We start from the raw sequence: 17,142 nt of genomic DNA, 5'->3' as shown, positions 1-17,142 counted from the left end.
AAGTCTACCGCTTCTTTATGGAGGCGGTAGACGTTTCTATACTTTGGTACATAGAGGAACAAAATTTTTTTCAAAGATATTATTTTCGATTTCAACTTAATTAAATTAGTAAGGGGTGAGAATATGCCAGATATCCTACTCATTGTTATTGTCGGAACTGTATTTTTCTTATTGCTGCTTTCAGGTTTATATATTCATTCAGTACTATTAGCTGTAGGGATTGTTGGACTAATATTAGTAGAAGGTACGGCAATATTACCTGGGTTTTTACGAAATGATCCATTTATTCAATCCGCTAGTTATACGTTGACCACAATTCCCTTATTCGTCTTAATGGCACAGTTTATATTACAAGCTGGCATTGTTAGAGATATGTTTACGATCGTTTATAACATTTCTCGAGGAAAAACGGGAATGTTAGGTGCTCTAACAATTATCGTTGGTGGGCTTTTAGGTGCTGTTTCTGGTTCAGGAACCGCTACCTCGGCATCTCTTGGGCAAGTTGCAGTCCCTGAATTAAAGAAACATGGATTTAAGGATAGTTTAGCAGGGGCGGTCGCAGCAGCAGGTGGTTCATTGTCTGGAATTATACCTCCAAGTATTATCTTAATCTTATATGGGGTCATTACAGAAACACCAATTGGAGATCTTTTTATCGGGGCGCTTATCCCAGGGATTATGATTATGTTTGTTTTTATCGGTTGTATGTTTTATTGGTTAAATAAAACGAAGGATCTTGATGTGGCTGCTACTGATGTAATTAAGTATAAACATATTGCTACATCTCGAGTGATTATCGTATCTTTAGTTGGTTTATTCATTGCTACGATTATTTTTGGTGGTATTTATGCTGGTTTTGTTACACCAACAGAAGCAGGAGCTGTAGGTGCATTCGCAGCATTTATTGCCGCTTTAGTTTTAGGTAAAGTCAATAAAACATTTCTTGTTAGTTCTTTTACTGAAACAATTAAAGTAACTGGGATGGTAATTCTAATATTAATCGGCGCAAAAATCTTTAGTAGATTTGTTTCCTTGTCATTATTGCCTAGGAAAGTAGTCGAAATGATGGGTCCATTAATTGAATATCCTGCCTTAGTATTAGTGATATTAACCGTTATCTTTTTCGTACTATTCATGTTTATTGAAGGTGCAGCCGTTATCTTAATGACACTTCCAGTATTGCTTCCGATTATTCAAATGATGAATGTGGATGTCTTGTGGTTTGGGGTTTTTGTTTCTGTTATTTGTACTTTAGGATTAATTACTCCACCAGTTGGATTGAGTGTTTATGCAGTTTCAAGTGTAAGTAAAATTCCAGTCGAGAGTGTATTTAAGTACACTACCATATTTGCGATTATTGTAGCTATCGTTGTTTGCGGTTTATTAATTATCTTCCCAGGTCTAGCAACTTGGCTGCCAAGTACGATGTAGAGTTTTAATGGATAACTAAGGAGGTGTTTCCATGCCAGCTTTATTAATGAAATCTTATAATATCTACAGTCGGATTAAATTTATTGGCTTAATAATTAGCGGGATCTTTTTGTTCGGAATGATGGTGTTTATTGTGTTAGATGTTCTTAGTCGAAACTTCTTGTCAAGATCCATTCCAGGAAACTATGAAATTGTTAGGTACTACTTTATGCCATTGGCTTTATTTCCTGGTGTTGCTTATGCCTATGGAACGGGAATTTTCCCGCGGATTACAATGATAGTTTCAAAGCTGAGTAAAAAAATTCAAAAATTCATTGTTATTGTATTGTTAATCGTTGAATTAATATTATTCTCTTTAATTGCCTATTTCGGACTACAATATGGACTACATGGGATCGAAGAAGGTTTGGCATTTCCTGCAGGAGGAAAAATGTATCCACTATATCCATTTATCTTTTTAGTACCAATTGGTTTTGCGATGTTAATCATCGAGATAATTTTTCTCATCATAAAAAATTTACTTAGTGATGGTCCCTCTTTAACAGTTACCGGGGATGTAGAAGAAGAAGTCATTCCGAACCAATAGCTAGCAAAAATTCGATATTGTGTTCTAGTCTCCTATTTTTACAGATGAATTTCAATTCTTTTATCCCGCATCACCTAACAGCAATCCCCCACTTCAAAACTTTGAGGAAACAGAAACAGAGAAGTCTTGAAGTGGTGGAAGAAGAACCCCCCACAATGATGGAAGTTTTGCTTTATTAGAATAAATGTCAAAATGGCCCACATTTTCGCCTGAAGATGGAAAAAAGGCCAGTTTCTAAAAAATATTAAACTTTTGTTTAATATTTAACTATATTTTGAAGGAATTTCATGACAAATCTAGTATATTCAAAAGAACACGAAATTTTTCGACGATTTTTGAGGGAGTTTTTATAAAGGGGTTGGTACCTTATTTCGAAAGGGAATGGTAGATAACGGACTTAGAAAAGGTTGCTGCTGATTATATGTAGTTACTTGGTTGGGATAGCATTATGGAGAATTCTTGATTTTTAGAAAGGTGAGTTGTATTAGAATATCAAAAAATTACTAGGTGAAAGGAAGATGGTTGATGAGAGGAAACGTTGTTATCGTTACTGGAGGTGGCAGTGGGATTGGAAAAGGAATGGCTAAAAAGTTTGCACAAGAAGGGGCAAACGTTGTCATTACGGGTCGAACGTTAGAAAAGTTAGAGGAAGCTAAAAAAGAAATAGAAACATTTGAAAACCAAGTGCTTTGTTTACAAATGGATGTAAGAAATCCAGAAGATGTAAACAAAATAGTTGAGGATACGAAACAAGCGTTTGGAAGGATTGATCACCTTGTTAATAATGCTGCAGGGAACTTTATTTGTCCTTCCGAAGATTTGTCTTTAAATGGTTGGCATGCTGTTGTTGATATTGTCTTAAATGGGACATGGTATTGTACACAAGCGGTTGCTAAAGAATGGATCTCAACGGGACACAAAGGGTCAATGTTAAACATTTCCACGACGTATGCTTGGATGGCTAATCCAGGAACTGTTCATTCAGCTGCTGCAAAAGCTGGGGTATTAGCGATGACACGAACTTTAGCGGTTGAATGGGGAAAGAAATATGGAATTAGGTTAAATGCAATTGCACCTGGTCCAATTGCAGATACGGGAGCTGTTGATAAATTATGGCCAACGGAAGAACAAGCAGAGAAGGTCTTAAACAGTATTCCAGCACAACGACTTGGAACAACAGAAGAGATCGCAAATCTTGCGTATTATTTATTATCACCTGAGGCTCAATATATTAATGGAGAATGTATTACGATCGATGGTGCGCAATGGTTAAATAATAGTAGTATTTCATTATAAAATGAAAATTCTAGGTTAGATCATTTATTTAGTATAGGAGGTAGAAGAGTGACGACAAGTAGTTTAGAAATGTCAAGGGAATTATTAGTAGGTGAATTAATTAGAAGAGCCGCTCATAAAACACCTAGAAAACTTGCATTCAGCTATGAAGATGAGACATTAACTTATGAACAATTAGAGAAAAAAACTATGCATTTAGCAGGTTGGTTACAAGATTCAGGAATTGGAATGGGTGATAAGGTAGGGTTTATTTTTAAAAATCACATAGCATTTGTTGAAGTCTTTTTCGGTGTCGCTCTTTCTGGCGGGGTCGGGGTGCCGATGAACTTCAGACTAGTTGCAGAAGAGTTTATCTACATTATTAACGATTCTGATACGAAAATTTTAATAATTGAAGAAGAGTATGTCAACGTCATACAATCGATCCAGCATAAACTGCCGAACGTTGAAAAGGTAGTTGTCGTTGGTGATAACCATGGATCATATATAGCATACAACGATATATATGACATACCATCAACGTACGAGTCTATTTCAGGACAAGTTACGGATAATGATGATTGTATGATTGTTTATACATCGGGAACGACAGGGAAGCCGAAAGGTGCTGTACTTACTCATAAAAACCTAGTTGTAAATGCACAAAATTTAATTTGGGAATTTGAATTAGATCTTGGGTTTAAACAAATCATTATCTCCCCGTTGTTTCACGTAGCAGCACTTGCGTGTTTGTTAATGGGCTGTAGTGTTAATGGAACTACGGTAATCCGACGTGATTTCGATGCTGTAAACATTTTAGATACGATAGAAAAAGAAGAAATCAACTGCATCTTCTTAGTTCCAGCAATGTGGAATATGGTTATAAACGTACCTAATATTGAAAAGTATAATCTTTCCTCGATGAAAAAGTGTATGACAGGGGCTGCTATTTGTCCAGCCGAAATTAAAAAGAAAATCATGCATTATTTTTCCAATGCTGGCATGTACGATATTTTCGGACAAACGGAGATGAGTCCTAGTACGACTTGTTTACATCCGAAAGACTCAATTCGTAAAACAACGTCGGTCGGTAAACCGATTATTAATGTAGAGGTTCGTGTTGTTGATGAGAATATGAACGATGTACCAGTTGGAGAAATTGGTGAAATTATTTATCGAGGACCAACTTTAATGAAGGAGTATTATAAAAAACGTGAGGCGACCGAAGAGTCGTTTTATGGCGGTTGGTTTCATAGTGGCGACTTAGTTCGAATGGATGAAGAAGGTTTCATTTATGTCGTAGATCGTAAAAAAGATATGCTCATAAGTGGAGGCGAAAATATTTATCCAGCAGAAGTAGAGGCTGTTCTCTATAAGCACGAGGCTATTTTAGAAACAGCTGTTGTTGGCGTTCCTGATATAGATTGGGGTGAAAGTGTAAAGGCTTACATCGTACTTAAACCAGGTCAGCAGTTAACGAAAGAGGATATTATTAGGCATTGTAATAAATATTTAGCATCTTATAAAAAACCAAGATTCGTAGAGTTTATTAATGAACTCCCGAGAAATACATCAGGTAAGGTGTTAAAACGAGTATTAAAAGAGCAACAAAATGTTCAGTCGCAATAACGATAGTTCGGCTAGTAATTTTAAGAAATGGAGTGATGGTTAGTGAGATTAAAAGATAAAGTAGCGGTAATTACAGGAGGAGCATCAGGAATAGGTCGAGCAACAGCAAAAGAGTTTGTCCTTGAAGGAGCAAGTGTTGTCGTCGCAGACATTAATCTAGAAGGAGCACAAAAAACAGTTGCAGAAATTACAGAACAGGGTGGAGTGGCCATTGCTGTTCAAGTCGATTGTGCCTCATATGATAGTGTCGAAGCTCTTATTCAAAAAACAATCGAGCAGTTTGGGAAAGTCGACATTATGTTTAATAATGCGGGCGTTGAAAATCAACCACTTAATGTCCTAGAGATGTCGATAGAAGAATACGAACGAACAGTCGCTATTAATCAACATGGTGTTTTTTATGGCATTAAGGCTGCTGGTAATGCAATGAAAGATACAGGTGGTGTCATAATTAATACGGCTTCTGTTTATGGATTTATCGCTGATCGTAAGCAATTTCCTTACCATGCGAGTAAAGGGGCAGTTGTTATGATGACAAAAGCAGCGGCGTTTGATTTAGCACGTTATAACATAAGAGTAACAGCGATTGCTCCTGGGCTAATCGATACGAATATCGTTTCAGAATGGAAAGAAAACCCTGAAATTTGGAGTCAGATTGAAAAAGCGCAAATGAGAAGAAAAGCAGGAAAACCAGAAGAAGTAGCTAAAGTGGTTACATTTCTAGCAAGTGATGATGCTTCGTTTGTAAATGCTCATGTTACATTCGTTGACGATGGGGCAGCTGCATTTAAACGATAAATTGTTAGTAAAATAAGTTATGAAAAGAAAAATTAAAATTAAACATAAATTCAAAAAGTAAACACTTGTAATAATTACTGACTATTGATATTATTAAGAAAAATAGTATGGAAGCACTTACACTAAATTTTTTTATGAATTTTAAGAAACACTAAATTCTAATTTATATTTTAATAGAAAGGTAAGGTGGAAGAATGAAAGAAGCTGTCGTTGTTGAAGTCGTTAGAAGTCCAGTCGGAAGAAGAAATGGAGCGTTAAGTAATTACCGCCCAGATGATTTAGCTGCAGAAGTGTTAAAAGAAGTTGTTAAACGGGCTAATATTTCACCAAAGATTATTGAAGATGTCATTATGGGGTGTGTTTCTCAAGTTGGGGAACAAGCGGCTGACATTGGTAGAGTGGCAGCTTTAATTGCAGGGTTTCCGATTGAAGTACCTGGCACAACGATTGACCGTCAATGTGGGTCGAGCCAACAAGCGGTTCATTTTGCTGCACAAGCGATAATGAGTGGAGATATGGATGTCGTAATTGCAGCAGGTGTTGAAAGCATGTCTAGAGTTCCAATGTTCTCTAACTTGCAAGGAGCCGAATTAAGTGAAAGGTTAACTTCTAAATACGAAATGATTAATCAAGGTTTTTCTGCTGAACGAATTGCTGAAAAGTGGGGCATTAGCAAACAAGAGTTAGATGAATTTGCTTTACAAAGTCATCATAAAGCGATTGCTGCTCAAGATGAAGGGCGTTTTGAACGTGAAATTATGCCATTAGAAGTTACGTTACCTGATGGAACAAAGGCGACAATCACAGCTGATGAAGGTCCTAGAAGAGAAACAAATTTGGAAAAACTCGCTAGTTTAAAGCCTTCATTTGTTGAGAATGGAACAGTGACACCAGGAAATGCAAGTCAAATTAGTGATGGAGCGGCAGCAATTCTATTAATGTCTAGAGAAAAAGCCGAAGAGTTAGGTTTAAAGCCACGCTTTCGTATTGTAGCACGATCTGTTATAGGTTCGGATCCAACGTTAATGTTAACTGGACCAATCCCAGCTACTGAAAAGGTACTAAAGAAAGCTGGATTGTCTATTGATGATATCGATATCTTTGAAGTAAATGAAGCGTTCGCATCGGTACCACTAGTATGGTTAAAGGAAACAGGAGCAGATCCAAATAAGCTTAACCCTAACGGTGGAGCAATTGCATTAGGCCATCCATTAGGTGGAAGTGGTGCCCGACTCATGACAACAATGATGTATGAGTTAGAACGTACAGGTGGACGTTACGGTTTACAAACGATGTGTGAAGGCCATGGAATGGCGAATGCAACGATTATTGAACGATTAGACTAATCTTTTTATTAACGCAGAAGAATGGGTACTAAAATTCCCATTCTTGGCGTACAGCGCGTATTACTAAGAGAAAAACACCTCTAGATACGCTCAGACAAAATATTATAAAGGAAATGAGGTGTTGGTTTTGACATTACCATTAGAAAATATTCGCGTTTTAGACTTGAGTCGCTTACTTCCTGGACCTTTTTGTACATTAACTCTAGCAGACTTTGGGGCTGATGTCATTAAAGTCGAGGATCCAAAAGTCGGAGACTATGCTCGTTGGAATGAACCTCAAGTGGAAGGACAAAATCATATGTTCCTTTCATTAAACCGTAATAAACGGAGTGTAACACTTGATCTCAAGTCTGAAAAAGGCAAGCAGCTATTTAAACAGTTAGTTGAAACAAGTGATATTTTAGTAGAATCATTTCGACCAGGTGTAATGGACCGACTAGGATTAGGATATGAAACGTTAAAGGAGATCAATCCTAAATTAATTTATTGTGCAATTACAGGTTTTGGACAAACAGGACCGTATTCTCAATACCCAGGTCACGATATCAATTATTTAAGTTACGCTGGTTTATTAGGCCAACAAGGAGAACAAAATCGTAAACCAGTATCTTCATCGACTCAAATCGCTGATATCGGTGGTGGCGCACAAATGGCGACCAATGGGATCTTGTTAGCGCTTCTAGAAAGACATAATTCAGGTAAGGGGCAGTTTGTTGATATTTCGATGTTAGATGGCTCAGTTTCCTGGTTACAAACGTTGTTACCAGACTATCTAGCAACGAAAAATTTACCTGAACGAGGTGAATCAGTACTTAATGGTGGACTTGCTTGTTATGAGATCTATGAAACGAAAGACGACCGCTTTTTATCAGTAGGAGCGTTAGAACCTAAATTTTGGGTTGAATTTTGTAAAGTGATTGAAAGAGAAGACCTTATTCCACTGTTAGAGGCTCCATTAGAGCAACAAAATCAAATGAAAAAAGATATTCAATCAATTTTAAAGCAAAAAACATTAGAAGAATGGACAGCTATTTTTGAAGGAGTCGATGCTTGTGTAGCACCTCTATTAAATTTTGATGAAGTAGCTGAAAATCCTCAAGTGGTCCATCGTCAACTCATTCAGGAAATTTATGATCCGAAACTAGGAAAAATTCAACAAATTGGAGTTCCTATTAAGCTTTCAGAAACACCAGGAGAAATTCGCTTCCAAGCTCCAAAATTAGGAGAGCATAATAGTGAAGTCTTTGCTGAATTAGGCTATTCAAGCGAGGAAATTAAAGAGTTAAATATTTGATATGTAGTTCAAAAAGTCGACGAAGCATAGCAACAATAACGACTAAGTGCCAGTTTCGTCCTCCTTTTTGCACTTACTATATAAATCATTGATAAATATCTTTGAGGTTAAAATTATTAGGAGGGGTTAAGATGCAATTTGAATATTCACAAGAAAGTTTAGCGTTACAACAGAAATTAACGAATTTTATGGAAGAGTATGTGTATCCAAACGAAGCTCTTTACGAAGAGCAATTAAATCAAGCCGCATCACGTTGGGAAATTCCACCGATTGTTGAAGAGTTAAAACAAAAAGCAAAAAGTGCTGGATTATGGAATTTATTTTTACCAGTACATGAGGTTGAAGGTGGGCTAACGAATGTAGAATACGCACCACTTGCTGAAATTATGGGCCGTTCATTAATTGGACCTGAAATTTTTAACTGTAACGCACCTGATACTGGAAATATGGAAGTATTAATTCGTTACGGCACAGATGAGCAAAAGAAACAGTGGCTTGAGCCGCTTCTTGCAGGTGAAATTAGATCATGCTTTGCGATGACAGAACCTGCAGTTGCTTCATCAGACGCAACGAATATTCAAGGTAGTATCGTAAGAGATGGAGATCACTACGTAATTAATGCTAGAAAATGGTGGACTTCTGGTGCTGGAGATCCTCGTTGTAAAATTGCTATTTTTATGGGAAAAACAGACCCAGATGGACCGAGACATGAGCAACAATCCATGGTTCTAGTACCGATGGACACACCAGGGGTAACGGTTGTTCGCCCATTAAATGTATTTGGCTATGATCATGCACCGCATGGTCACTGCGAAGTTGAGTTTAAAGATGTACGAGTCCCTGTTGAAAATATTCTATTAGGGGAAGGTAAAGGTTTTGCAATTGCTCAAGGTCGCCTAGGACCTGGACGTATTCACCATTGTATGAGAGCAATTGGTGCTGCTGAACGAGCTTTAGAACTGTTATGTCGTAGAACTCGTGAAAGAGTAACGTTTGGCAAACCATTAGCTGAACAAGGTGTAATTAAAGAGTGGATTGCTGAGTCTCGAATTGAAATTGATCAAGCTCGTTTATTAACGTTAAATGCAGCTTATAAAATGGATAAATACGGAAATAAAGAAGCAAGAAAAGAAATTGCAATGATTAAAGTGGCTGCACCTAAAGCCTGCTTAAACGTAATTGACCGTGCAATTCAAGCACATGGTGGTGGCGGGGTATCTGATGATTTTCCTCTTGCTGCACATTGGGCTAACGCACGTACCCTTCGCCTAGTTGATGGACCAGACGAAGTTCATCGTCGCGATATCGGTCGTTTAGAATTAAAGAGTTACGATCTCTAAGTTGAAATGATCGTAATGTAAAGAACTTTACTTAAAGTATGGGGAAACATCCATACTTCCCCGCCCCCTCTACTTGTTAGTCGATAATGAGTAGAGGGGTACTTATAAGTGAAAGATAACTTCAATATCACGTATCGGGGTGACAACTGATGGGAATGGTTAAGAATCATTACGAGTTTTGGCCGAAAAGAATTTCTAAATCACTAACAATTCCAGAAACTAATATAGTAGATAATCTTGAAGTATCCGCAAAGCGATTTCCTAACAAGACAGCAATTTACTTTTACGGTCAAGAATTGACGTATCGCCAGTTATTGGAAGAGGTCAAGGGGAAAGCTCAATTTTTACAAAGTAAATTAAACGTTAATACTGGCGACCGTGTATTACTCTATATGCAAAATTGTCCTCAATTTATCATAGCTTATTATGCAATCCTAAGTATTAATGCAATTGTTGTACCTATTAACCCAATGAATAAAACAGAAGAACTTGCTTATTTTATCAATGACAGTGAAGCTAGTGTTGCCTTTTTAGACCAGTCATTATTTGACAGAGTTCAACCAATTATTAATTCCTCTACGTTAAAGCATATTATCATCTCGGATTATTCATATTATGCAAATCAAGATATTTCCTTATCATCTCAAAACTATGTAACTACAGTAGATATTAACCAGCCATTTGTGACCGAATGGTGTGAAGCCGTTTCAGGTGAAGAGTTAAGTAACAGATCATTTGAATATCAATTGACGGCTCTAATTATTTACACATCTGGAACGACTGGTCATCCTAAAGGTTGTATCCATACACATAAAAACGTACAAGCAAACATTTCAGGGACGTCCATTTGGGGGAATTATACACCACAAACTGTTGCCTTAACAACGCTTCCATTATTTCATGTAACAGGTATGCAGCATTCCATGAATACGACGCTACAAGCTGGAGGAACAATCGTCCTTATGATGAGATGGGACAGAGATCTGGCAGGAGAATTAATTGATAAATTGGGTTGTACTCATTGGGTTAATATTAGTACTATGATGATCGATTTCCTTTCAAATCCAAGTCTTTCAAACTATGAGATTTCTTCTTTACAAGTAGTAGGTGGTGGTGGTGCTCCTTTACCTAAAGCAATAGGAGAAAAATTACATGAACTAACTGGGATCTTATATGCAGAAGGGTATGGTTCAACTGAAACGATGTCTCAAACGCACTTTAACCCACTCGATCGTCCTAAATTACAATGTTTAGGAATTCCATTTTTTGATGTCGATGCAAGGGTGATAGATAGTGAGACGTACGAACAGTTAGGAGAAAATGAAAAAGGGGAAATCATCGTTGATAGCCCACAACTATTAGTAGGATATTGGAAAAAACCAGAGGAAACAAAAGCTTCTTTTATTGAAATCGATGGAAAGACATTTTTCTTGACTGGCGACGTTGGTTATTTTGATGAAGAAGGATATTTCTTCTTGGTCGATCGTAAAAAAAGAATGATTAATGCTTCTGGATTTAAAGTATGGCCAGTTGAAGTAGAAACAATGATGTATAAGCATCCAGCAATTCACTCAGTGTGCGTGATTGCATCACCAGATGCTAGAAGGGGAGAGACTGTTAAGGCATTAGTCGTTTTAAATGATGGTTTTGAGAAAACTACTGAAAAAGAAATTATTGACTGGAGTAAATCTCAGATGTCTGATTATAAATATCCTAGAGTAGTTGAGTTTGTAAATAAACTACCAATATCTGCATCAGGAAAAGTATTGTGGAGAGAGCTCCAGGAACGTGAATTTTCTGTGAGGGGGGAAAGTATATGAGTCAGTTCGAAAGCAATGGAAATTTTGGTATGAGTGAAGAAGTGATCCAGTTACGTCAAAAAGTAAGAACGTTTATTGATGAAAAGGTTATTCCAGTAGAGACGATTGTAGAAGAAGGTGGCCCAGAAGGAGAGCGTGTATTAAAAGAATTACAAGACCAGGCGAAACAAGAAGGGATTTGGGCATTAGGTTTACCAAAGGACATTGGTGGTGGCGGTTTAAAATTTATGGACTACGTCTACATTAATGAAATCGTTGGTCGCTCTGAAGCTGCAATGTTTGCACTTGGTACGCATACCGCTCAAGATTCGACGATGCTCAATATGTTTGGTACCGAGGAGCAAAAAGAAAAGTGGCTATACCCGATGGTCGAAGGTGAAATCTACCCTTCTGTTGGTTTAACAGAACCAGAAGTAGCAGGTTCAGATCCGACACTTATTCAATCAACGGCGTATTTAGATGGTGATGAGTGGGTAATTAATGCTCATAAATGGTTTACAACTGGAGCGAATAAAGCTGCGTTTACAACGATGTTTTGTGTAACAGAACCTGATGGCGATCGTCACAAAAGAGCTTCAATGATTATCGTTCCAACAGATACACCAGGATATGAACTTGTTCGCGTAGTGCCAACGATGGGACATAGTTCAGGTAACCATTGTGAAATTCGCTTAACAAACGTACGAGTACCTAAAGAGAATTTACTTGGAGAAAGAGGACATGGTTTTGTCATTGCTCAAAAGCGTTTAGGGCCAGGTAGAATATATCATAGTATGAGATGGCTTGGTCAAGCTCAACGTGCATTCGATCTTATGTGTGAACGTTCATTAAGTCGATTTGCCCATGGTTCAGTCCTTTCTGATAAACAGATGATTCAGAAATTTATTGCGGATTCAGCGACTGAAATTCAGTCTGCTCGTTTACTCACGTTTGAAGCGGCACAAAAGATTGACCGAGGCGAAGATGCTCGTGTAGATATTGCTATGATTAAAGTGTATGGTGCAAAAGTTCTCCATGATGTTATTGACCGAGCAATCCAAGTCCATGGCGCTCTAGGCGTTACTTCCGATACACCTCTTGAAAAAATGTATCGTGACGCAAGGTATGCTCGTATTTATGATGGTCCAGACGAAGTTCATACAGCGTCCATTGCTCGCCGTATTTTAAAACAGTATAAACTAGGCGAAAGTTGGGATCCAGCAAACTTTTAATCATGTATAGTAAAAAAATATCGAGGGGCTGAAAAACATGAGTGAACCTGCAGTACTTTTTGAAGTTGAAAACGGTGTGGCAACGATTACTTTAAACCAACCTGAACAAATGAATGCTCTTTCTAAAGCGATTATCGAAGGTTTAAAAAGTTCTCTTGCTCGAATAAAAGAGGACCCAGAAATTCGCGCTGTCGTTTTAACTGGAAGTGGGAGAGCCTTTTGTGCGGGTGGAGATATAAAAGAATTTCCTGGTGATGGAAATAATGCTGCGATTTCCAGAGATTATATGAAATTTGGGTTGCCTTTCATGGCGGATTTAGCCCAATTGGAAAAACCAGTTGTCGCAGCTGTCGATGGATATGCGGTAGGAGCAGGATTTAGTATTGCTATCGCTGCTGATTTTGTTTTAGCTTCTGAGAATAGTACATTTGCGATGTCTTTTAATAAAATCGGGTTAGTGCCTGATTTAGGAGGCCTTTACCATTTACCTCGTTTAGTAGGTATGGCTAGAGCGAAAGAATTAGCAATGACTGGCCGATCAATTACAGGCGCAGAAGCAAAAGAGTGCGGTCTAGTCCTCGATGTACTTCCGAAAGAACAATTGTTAGTGAAAGCGAGAGAATTAGCAGAAAGATTAGCAAATAGTGCTACTCAAGCTTTGGGCTTAACGAAGCACATTTTAAGTCGAAGTTATGAATTATCTTTAGAGCAAGTCCTTCGAGAAGAAGCGATGGTACAGGCCATTGCATTTTCGACGGATGATCATAAAGAAGGAGTAAAATCATTTTTTGAGAAGAGAAAGCCAAGTTTTTCTGGCTCCTAATTCGTTAAAACTATAAAAGACAGAATATTTAGAAGGATGTGTATAATTTGAGAAGTTGGCTAATAAAAGAACATGGTGAACCAAGTGATGTACTAAAACTTGAAGAAGTAGCAAAGCCGAGTATTGATAAAAACCAAGCACTAGTAGAAGTAGAGGCTACAGCATTAAACTTTTTTGACATTTTATTATGTCAAGGTAAGTATCAAGAAAAGCCACCTTTTCCATTTACAGTAGGTGCCGAAGTTTCTGGAACATTAGCTGCAGTTAATGAAGGAAGTAAATTTAAAGTAGGTCAACGAGTTATTGCATTACCAAAATTACCAGCTGGTGGAACGGCAGAATATGTTGCAGTTGATGAGAAAGCGATTTATCCGATTCCAGACTCAATGACTTCTAATGATGCGGCATCAATGTTTATTACGTATCATACGTCATATTACGCTCTACACGAGCGCGCGAATATTCAACCAGGGGAAGTATTATTAGTGCATGCGGGTGCAGGCGGAGTTGGTTCAGCTGCTATCCAATTAGGGAAAGCGGCAGGTGCTTTCGTTATTGCAACAGCAGGTGGTGTGGAAAAAACGAAAGTGTGTAGAAGTTTAGGGGCCGATATCGTTGTCGATTACTTAACGGAAGACTTTGTTCAAGTTGTCAAAGAAAAAACAGATGGTAAAGGTGCAGATGTCATTTATGATCCTGTCGGTGGTGAAATTTTTGAACGGTCAAGAAAATGTATTGCTTTTGACGGAAGAATATTAGTCATAGGTTTTGCGGGTGGTAATATTCCGAGTGCACCAATTAACCATATTTTAGTGAAAAATTACTCAGTAGTCGGAGTTCATTGGGGGCTTTTCTCCAAGTTAAAGCCAAATGCAGTACAAGAAGAGCATGATAAAATCATGAGCTTATATGAAGAAGGAAAAATTGACCCACTCATCTATCGAGAATTCGAGTTTGAAGAAGTACCTGAAGCATTGAACTTACTCGCTGATCGTAAGACATGGGGGAAATTGGTAGTCAAAGTGAAATAAACGGTGCTATCCATATGGACCTATATAAGAGAGAGAGTGGGGTATTTATACTCCACTCCATTTTTCTAATAATGAGAAAAAACTCTACATAAGTAAACCGCTTTGCTAGAGATATCAAAATGATTAAAGGAGTGTATAACGTATGAGCTCAGTTGAACTACTTTCTTCAAGACAGCAATTAGTTGGGGGATTACTAAAAAGTGCAGCTTATCAAACGCCATCTAAAGAGGCTTTTATATATGATGATACAAGAATAACATATGAGAAATTATACGAACGATCATTAATGATCAGTCACTGGTTAAGAAGTGAAGGACTAGAAAAAGACGATAAGGTTGGCTTTATTTTAAAAAATGGACTGCCGTTTGTTGAAATATTCTTTGCTACAACATTAAGTGGTGCCCTCGGAGTTCCTGTTAATTTCAGATTGAAGGAAAAAGAAATAGAATATATTTTACAAAACTCGGAGTGTAAATTTTTATTCATAGAAAAGGAATATATTGAAGCAGTTCAAGCTATTCGAGGGAATTTAACAAATTTACACGGGGTTATCGTCATTGATGGAGGCGAAGATATAGTTGATTTGATTGAGTATAAGACTCTTCTGACAAGAACAACGCAATCGCTCCCCCCTGTTGAAATTAATGAAAATGATGGTTGTATGATTGTTTATACGTCAGGTACAACTGGTCGTCCAAAAGGTGCTGTACTTACTCATAAAAACTTATATCAAAATGGTATGAATATGATCTGGGAGTTTCAGTTAGACCATTCGTTTAAATTTTTAATGGTTCCTCCTTTGTTCCATGTTGGTTCGATGTCTTTTTTAATTCATAACTGTCTAGTGAATGGAACGACCATTATTCATCGTGAGTTTGAACCAGAACGAATTTTGCAAGTAATAGAAAAGGAAAAGATCAATAGTTTATTCCTCGTCCCTGCGATGTGGAACTTCCTTTTGCAAGTTCCTGGAATAGAAGACATGAACCTCACTTCTTTAAAAAAATGTATGACAGCTGCTGCTATCTGTCCTTTGGAATTAAAAAAAGAGATGATGAAACACTTTCCTCACGCTAGTATTTACGATGTATTTGGTCAAACGGAAATGAGTCCTTGTACGACGTGTCTTCATCCTGAAGATTCGTTAAGAAAAACAACATCGGTCGGTAAACCTGTCATCAATGTGGAAGTTAGAGTCGTCGATGACGAAATGAATGATGTGCTAGTTGGAGAAATTGGTGAAATCGTTTATCGGGGCCCCACATTAATGAAAGAATATTATAAAAATCCTGAAGCAACAGCAGAATCTTTTTCGGGTGGATGGTTCCATAGTGGCGATTTAGTACGAATGGATGAAGAAGGGTTTATTTACGTTGTTGACCGTAAGAAAGATATGATTATAAGTGGTGGTGAAAACATTTACCCTGCGGAAATTGAAGATGTGTTATACTCCCACCCGAAAATTTTAGAAGCAGCTGTTATTGGAGTCCCTGATAAAAATTGGGGAGAAAACGTTCAAGCTGTAGTCGTTACAAAACCAAATGAAACGTTAACAGAACAAGAAGTGATTGAGTATTGTTGGAATTATTTAGCTTCTTATAAAAAACCTAAGAGTGTAGAGTTCCTAAGCGCATTACCAAGAAATGCAGCAGGAAAAGTATTGAAAATAGCGTTAAGGAGTGATACATGATGGTTAACAAAAATGTCCTTATTACGGGTGGGGGAAAAGGCTTAGGTCGTGAAATTGCCTATAAGTTTGCTAAAGCAAACTATAATGTTTTTATAAACTATTTTCAAGATCGAGACGCAGCACAATATACTGCAGAGAAAATAAAAGAAATCGGTGGAAACGCGACAATTCTTCAAGGGGATGTCGGTCAATACGAGGAGATTGAACGCATGGTAAGAGATCTTCCAGGCATTGATGTTTTAGTACATAATGCTGTTTACGCGAAGACAAGTTCAATACAATCAACTACAAAAGAACATTGGGAAAGAACAATGGCCGTCAATGCTTCAGCCTTATTATATTTAGCTCAGAAAGTCTATCCCCATATGCGAGAACAAAAATTTGGTCGTATTTTTACTGTATCTAGTATTGGTGCAAGCCGTGCAATTCCTGACTATACGAGTGTGGGGGTATCAAAGGCGACGATGGAAGCACTCATTAGATATTTTGCTGGAGAATGGGCAAGTGATGGAATTACAGCGAATATTATTTCACCAGGGGCGATGGATACTGAAGCTTTTCGTTCAATCTTTCCTGATGCTGCGGAAAGACTTCGCGGCATCGCGAAAAAAACACCCGCTCAAAAAACAGTCAATCTAGAAGAAGTTGCGGATATGCTTTTAAACTATTGTCAACCAAATATGGGAATGGTTACGGGTCAAGTGTTAAGAATGGACGGTGGATATTCTTTAACGATCTAAAACTTTCTTACAAATGAAATCGCGTAGAAACTACTAATTTATATTTTGACTTATTATTCAAAAAATACTATTATTAATATATTCAGAAAAATATATTTTTTTTAACACCAAATCATATTTAATTAAGA

General features: G+C 37.5%; 14 protein-coding genes. All 14 read left to right on the top strand.

The genetic code is table 11. From position 1 onward, the window contains the following. Positions 1–123 precede the first annotated feature (123 nt). The 14 genes from BK574_RS09275 to BK574_RS09210 all read left to right on the top strand — a co-directional run bounded on the left by BK574_RS09275 (position 124) and on the right by BK574_RS09210 (position 17,014). Entirely contained in the window at positions 124–1,431 is a 1,308-nt protein-coding gene (locus BK574_RS09275) for a TRAP transporter large permease (protein WP_078428407.1), read from the top strand. Positions 1,432–1,462: 31 nt separating this feature from the next. After that, a complete protein-coding gene (locus BK574_RS09270; RefSeq protein WP_078428406.1) occupies positions 1,463–2,017 on the top strand; it encodes a TRAP transporter small permease in 555 nt (184 codons plus the stop codon). A 525-nt stretch (positions 2,018–2,542) separates the two neighbouring features. After that, entirely contained in the window at positions 2,543–3,313 is a 771-nt protein-coding gene (gene fadH, locus BK574_RS09265; RefSeq protein ID WP_078428405.1) for a 2,4-dienoyl-CoA reductase, read from the top strand. Between the two features lie 48 nt (positions 3,314–3,361). Continuing rightward, a complete protein-coding gene (locus BK574_RS09260) occupies positions 3,362–4,921 on the top strand; it encodes an acyl-CoA synthetase (RefSeq protein ID WP_238457992.1) in 1,560 nt (519 codons plus the stop codon). Between the two features lie 42 nt (positions 4,922–4,963). Continuing rightward, entirely contained in the window at positions 4,964–5,719 is a 756-nt protein-coding gene (locus BK574_RS09255; RefSeq protein ID WP_078428404.1) for an SDR family NAD(P)-dependent oxidoreductase, read from the top strand. 194 nt (positions 5,720–5,913) lie between these two features. Further along, a complete protein-coding gene (locus BK574_RS09250; RefSeq protein WP_078428403.1) occupies positions 5,914–7,065 on the top strand; it encodes a thiolase family protein in 1,152 nt (383 codons plus the stop codon). A gap of 127 nt (positions 7,066–7,192) precedes the next feature. Then, complete coding sequence (locus BK574_RS09245; protein WP_075387434.1) at positions 7,193–8,359, top strand: CaiB/BaiF CoA transferase family protein; 1,167 nt, start codon at positions 7,193–7,195, stop codon at positions 8,357–8,359. Positions 8,360–8,490: 131 nt separating this feature from the next. Further along, on the top strand, positions 8,491–9,699 hold the full coding sequence (locus BK574_RS09240) for an acyl-CoA dehydrogenase (RefSeq protein WP_078428402.1): 1,209 nt from the start codon (positions 8,491–8,493) through the stop codon (positions 9,697–9,699). A gap of 155 nt (positions 9,700–9,854) precedes the next feature. Beyond that, complete coding sequence (locus tag BK574_RS09235; protein WP_078430818.1) at positions 9,855–11,519, top strand: long-chain-fatty-acid--CoA ligase; 1,665 nt, start codon at positions 9,855–9,857, stop codon at positions 11,517–11,519. After that, a complete protein-coding gene (locus tag BK574_RS09230; protein WP_238457991.1) occupies positions 11,516–12,730 on the top strand; it encodes an acyl-CoA dehydrogenase family protein in 1,215 nt (404 codons plus the stop codon). The genes BK574_RS09235 and BK574_RS09230 overlap by 4 nt, the downstream gene beginning before the upstream one ends. A gap of 37 nt (positions 12,731–12,767) precedes the next feature. Continuing rightward, positions 12,768–13,553 (top strand): enoyl-CoA hydratase/isomerase family protein, encoded by a 786-nt coding sequence (locus BK574_RS09225; RefSeq protein WP_078428401.1) that lies wholly within the window; start codon positions 12,768–12,770, stop codon positions 13,551–13,553. 47 nt (positions 13,554–13,600) lie between these two features. Further along, positions 13,601–14,584: an NADPH:quinone oxidoreductase family protein gene (locus tag BK574_RS09220; RefSeq protein WP_078428400.1), complete on the top strand. Its 984-nt coding sequence runs from the start codon at positions 13,601–13,603 to the stop codon at positions 14,582–14,584. A gap of 142 nt (positions 14,585–14,726) precedes the next feature. Further along, positions 14,727–16,274 carry an acyl-CoA synthetase gene (locus BK574_RS09215; protein WP_078428399.1) on the top strand — a complete coding sequence of 516 codons (1,548 nt, stop codon included), beginning with the start codon at positions 14,727–14,729 and terminating at the stop codon, positions 16,272–16,274. Next, on the top strand, positions 16,274–17,014 hold the full coding sequence (locus tag BK574_RS09210; protein ID WP_218970564.1) for an SDR family oxidoreductase: 741 nt from the start codon (positions 16,274–16,276) through the stop codon (positions 17,012–17,014). The genes BK574_RS09215 and BK574_RS09210 overlap by 1 nt, the downstream gene beginning before the upstream one ends. Positions 17,015–17,142: the final 128 nt, after the last annotated feature.

Origin of the sequence: Alkalihalobacterium alkalinitrilicum (genome assembly GCF_002019605.1) — a bacterium.
GTDB classification, from domain to species: domain Bacteria; phylum Bacillota; class Bacilli; order Bacillales; family Bacillaceae_F; genus Alkalihalobacterium; species Alkalihalobacterium alkalinitrilicum.
The sequence above is the reverse complement of the archived record's forward strand: the minus strand, read 5'-3'. Positions and strand labels throughout refer to the sequence as shown.

Excerpts from the sequence above, each read along its gene's own strand:
- BK574_RS09240 (WP_078428402.1), top strand. The coding sequence starts at position 8,491 with ATGCAATTTGAATATTCACAAGAAAGTTTAGCGTTACAACAGAAATTA.
- BK574_RS09230 (WP_238457991.1), top strand. The coding sequence starts at position 11,516 with ATGAGTCAGTTCGAAAGCAATGGAAATTTTGGTATGAGTGAAGAAGTG.
- BK574_RS09275 (WP_078428407.1), top strand. The coding sequence starts at position 124 with ATGCCAGATATCCTACTCATTGTTATTGTCGGAACTGTATTTTTCTTA.
- BK574_RS09210 (WP_218970564.1), top strand. The coding sequence starts at position 16,274 with ATGGTTAACAAAAATGTCCTTATTACGGGTGGGGGAAAAGGCTTAGGT.
- BK574_RS09215 (WP_078428399.1), top strand. The coding sequence starts at position 14,727 with ATGAGCTCAGTTGAACTACTTTCTTCAAGACAGCAATTAGTTGGGGGA.
- fadH (WP_078428405.1), top strand. The coding sequence starts at position 2,543 with ATGAGAGGAAACGTTGTTATCGTTACTGGAGGTGGCAGTGGGATTGGA.
- BK574_RS09250 (WP_078428403.1), top strand. The coding sequence starts at position 5,914 with ATGAAAGAAGCTGTCGTTGTTGAAGTCGTTAGAAGTCCAGTCGGAAGA.
- BK574_RS09235 (WP_078430818.1), top strand. The coding sequence starts at position 9,855 with ATGGTTAAGAATCATTACGAGTTTTGGCCGAAAAGAATTTCTAAATCA.
- BK574_RS09270 (WP_078428406.1), top strand. The coding sequence starts at position 1,463 with ATGCCAGCTTTATTAATGAAATCTTATAATATCTACAGTCGGATTAAA.
- BK574_RS09225 (WP_078428401.1), top strand. The coding sequence starts at position 12,768 with ATGAGTGAACCTGCAGTACTTTTTGAAGTTGAAAACGGTGTGGCAACG.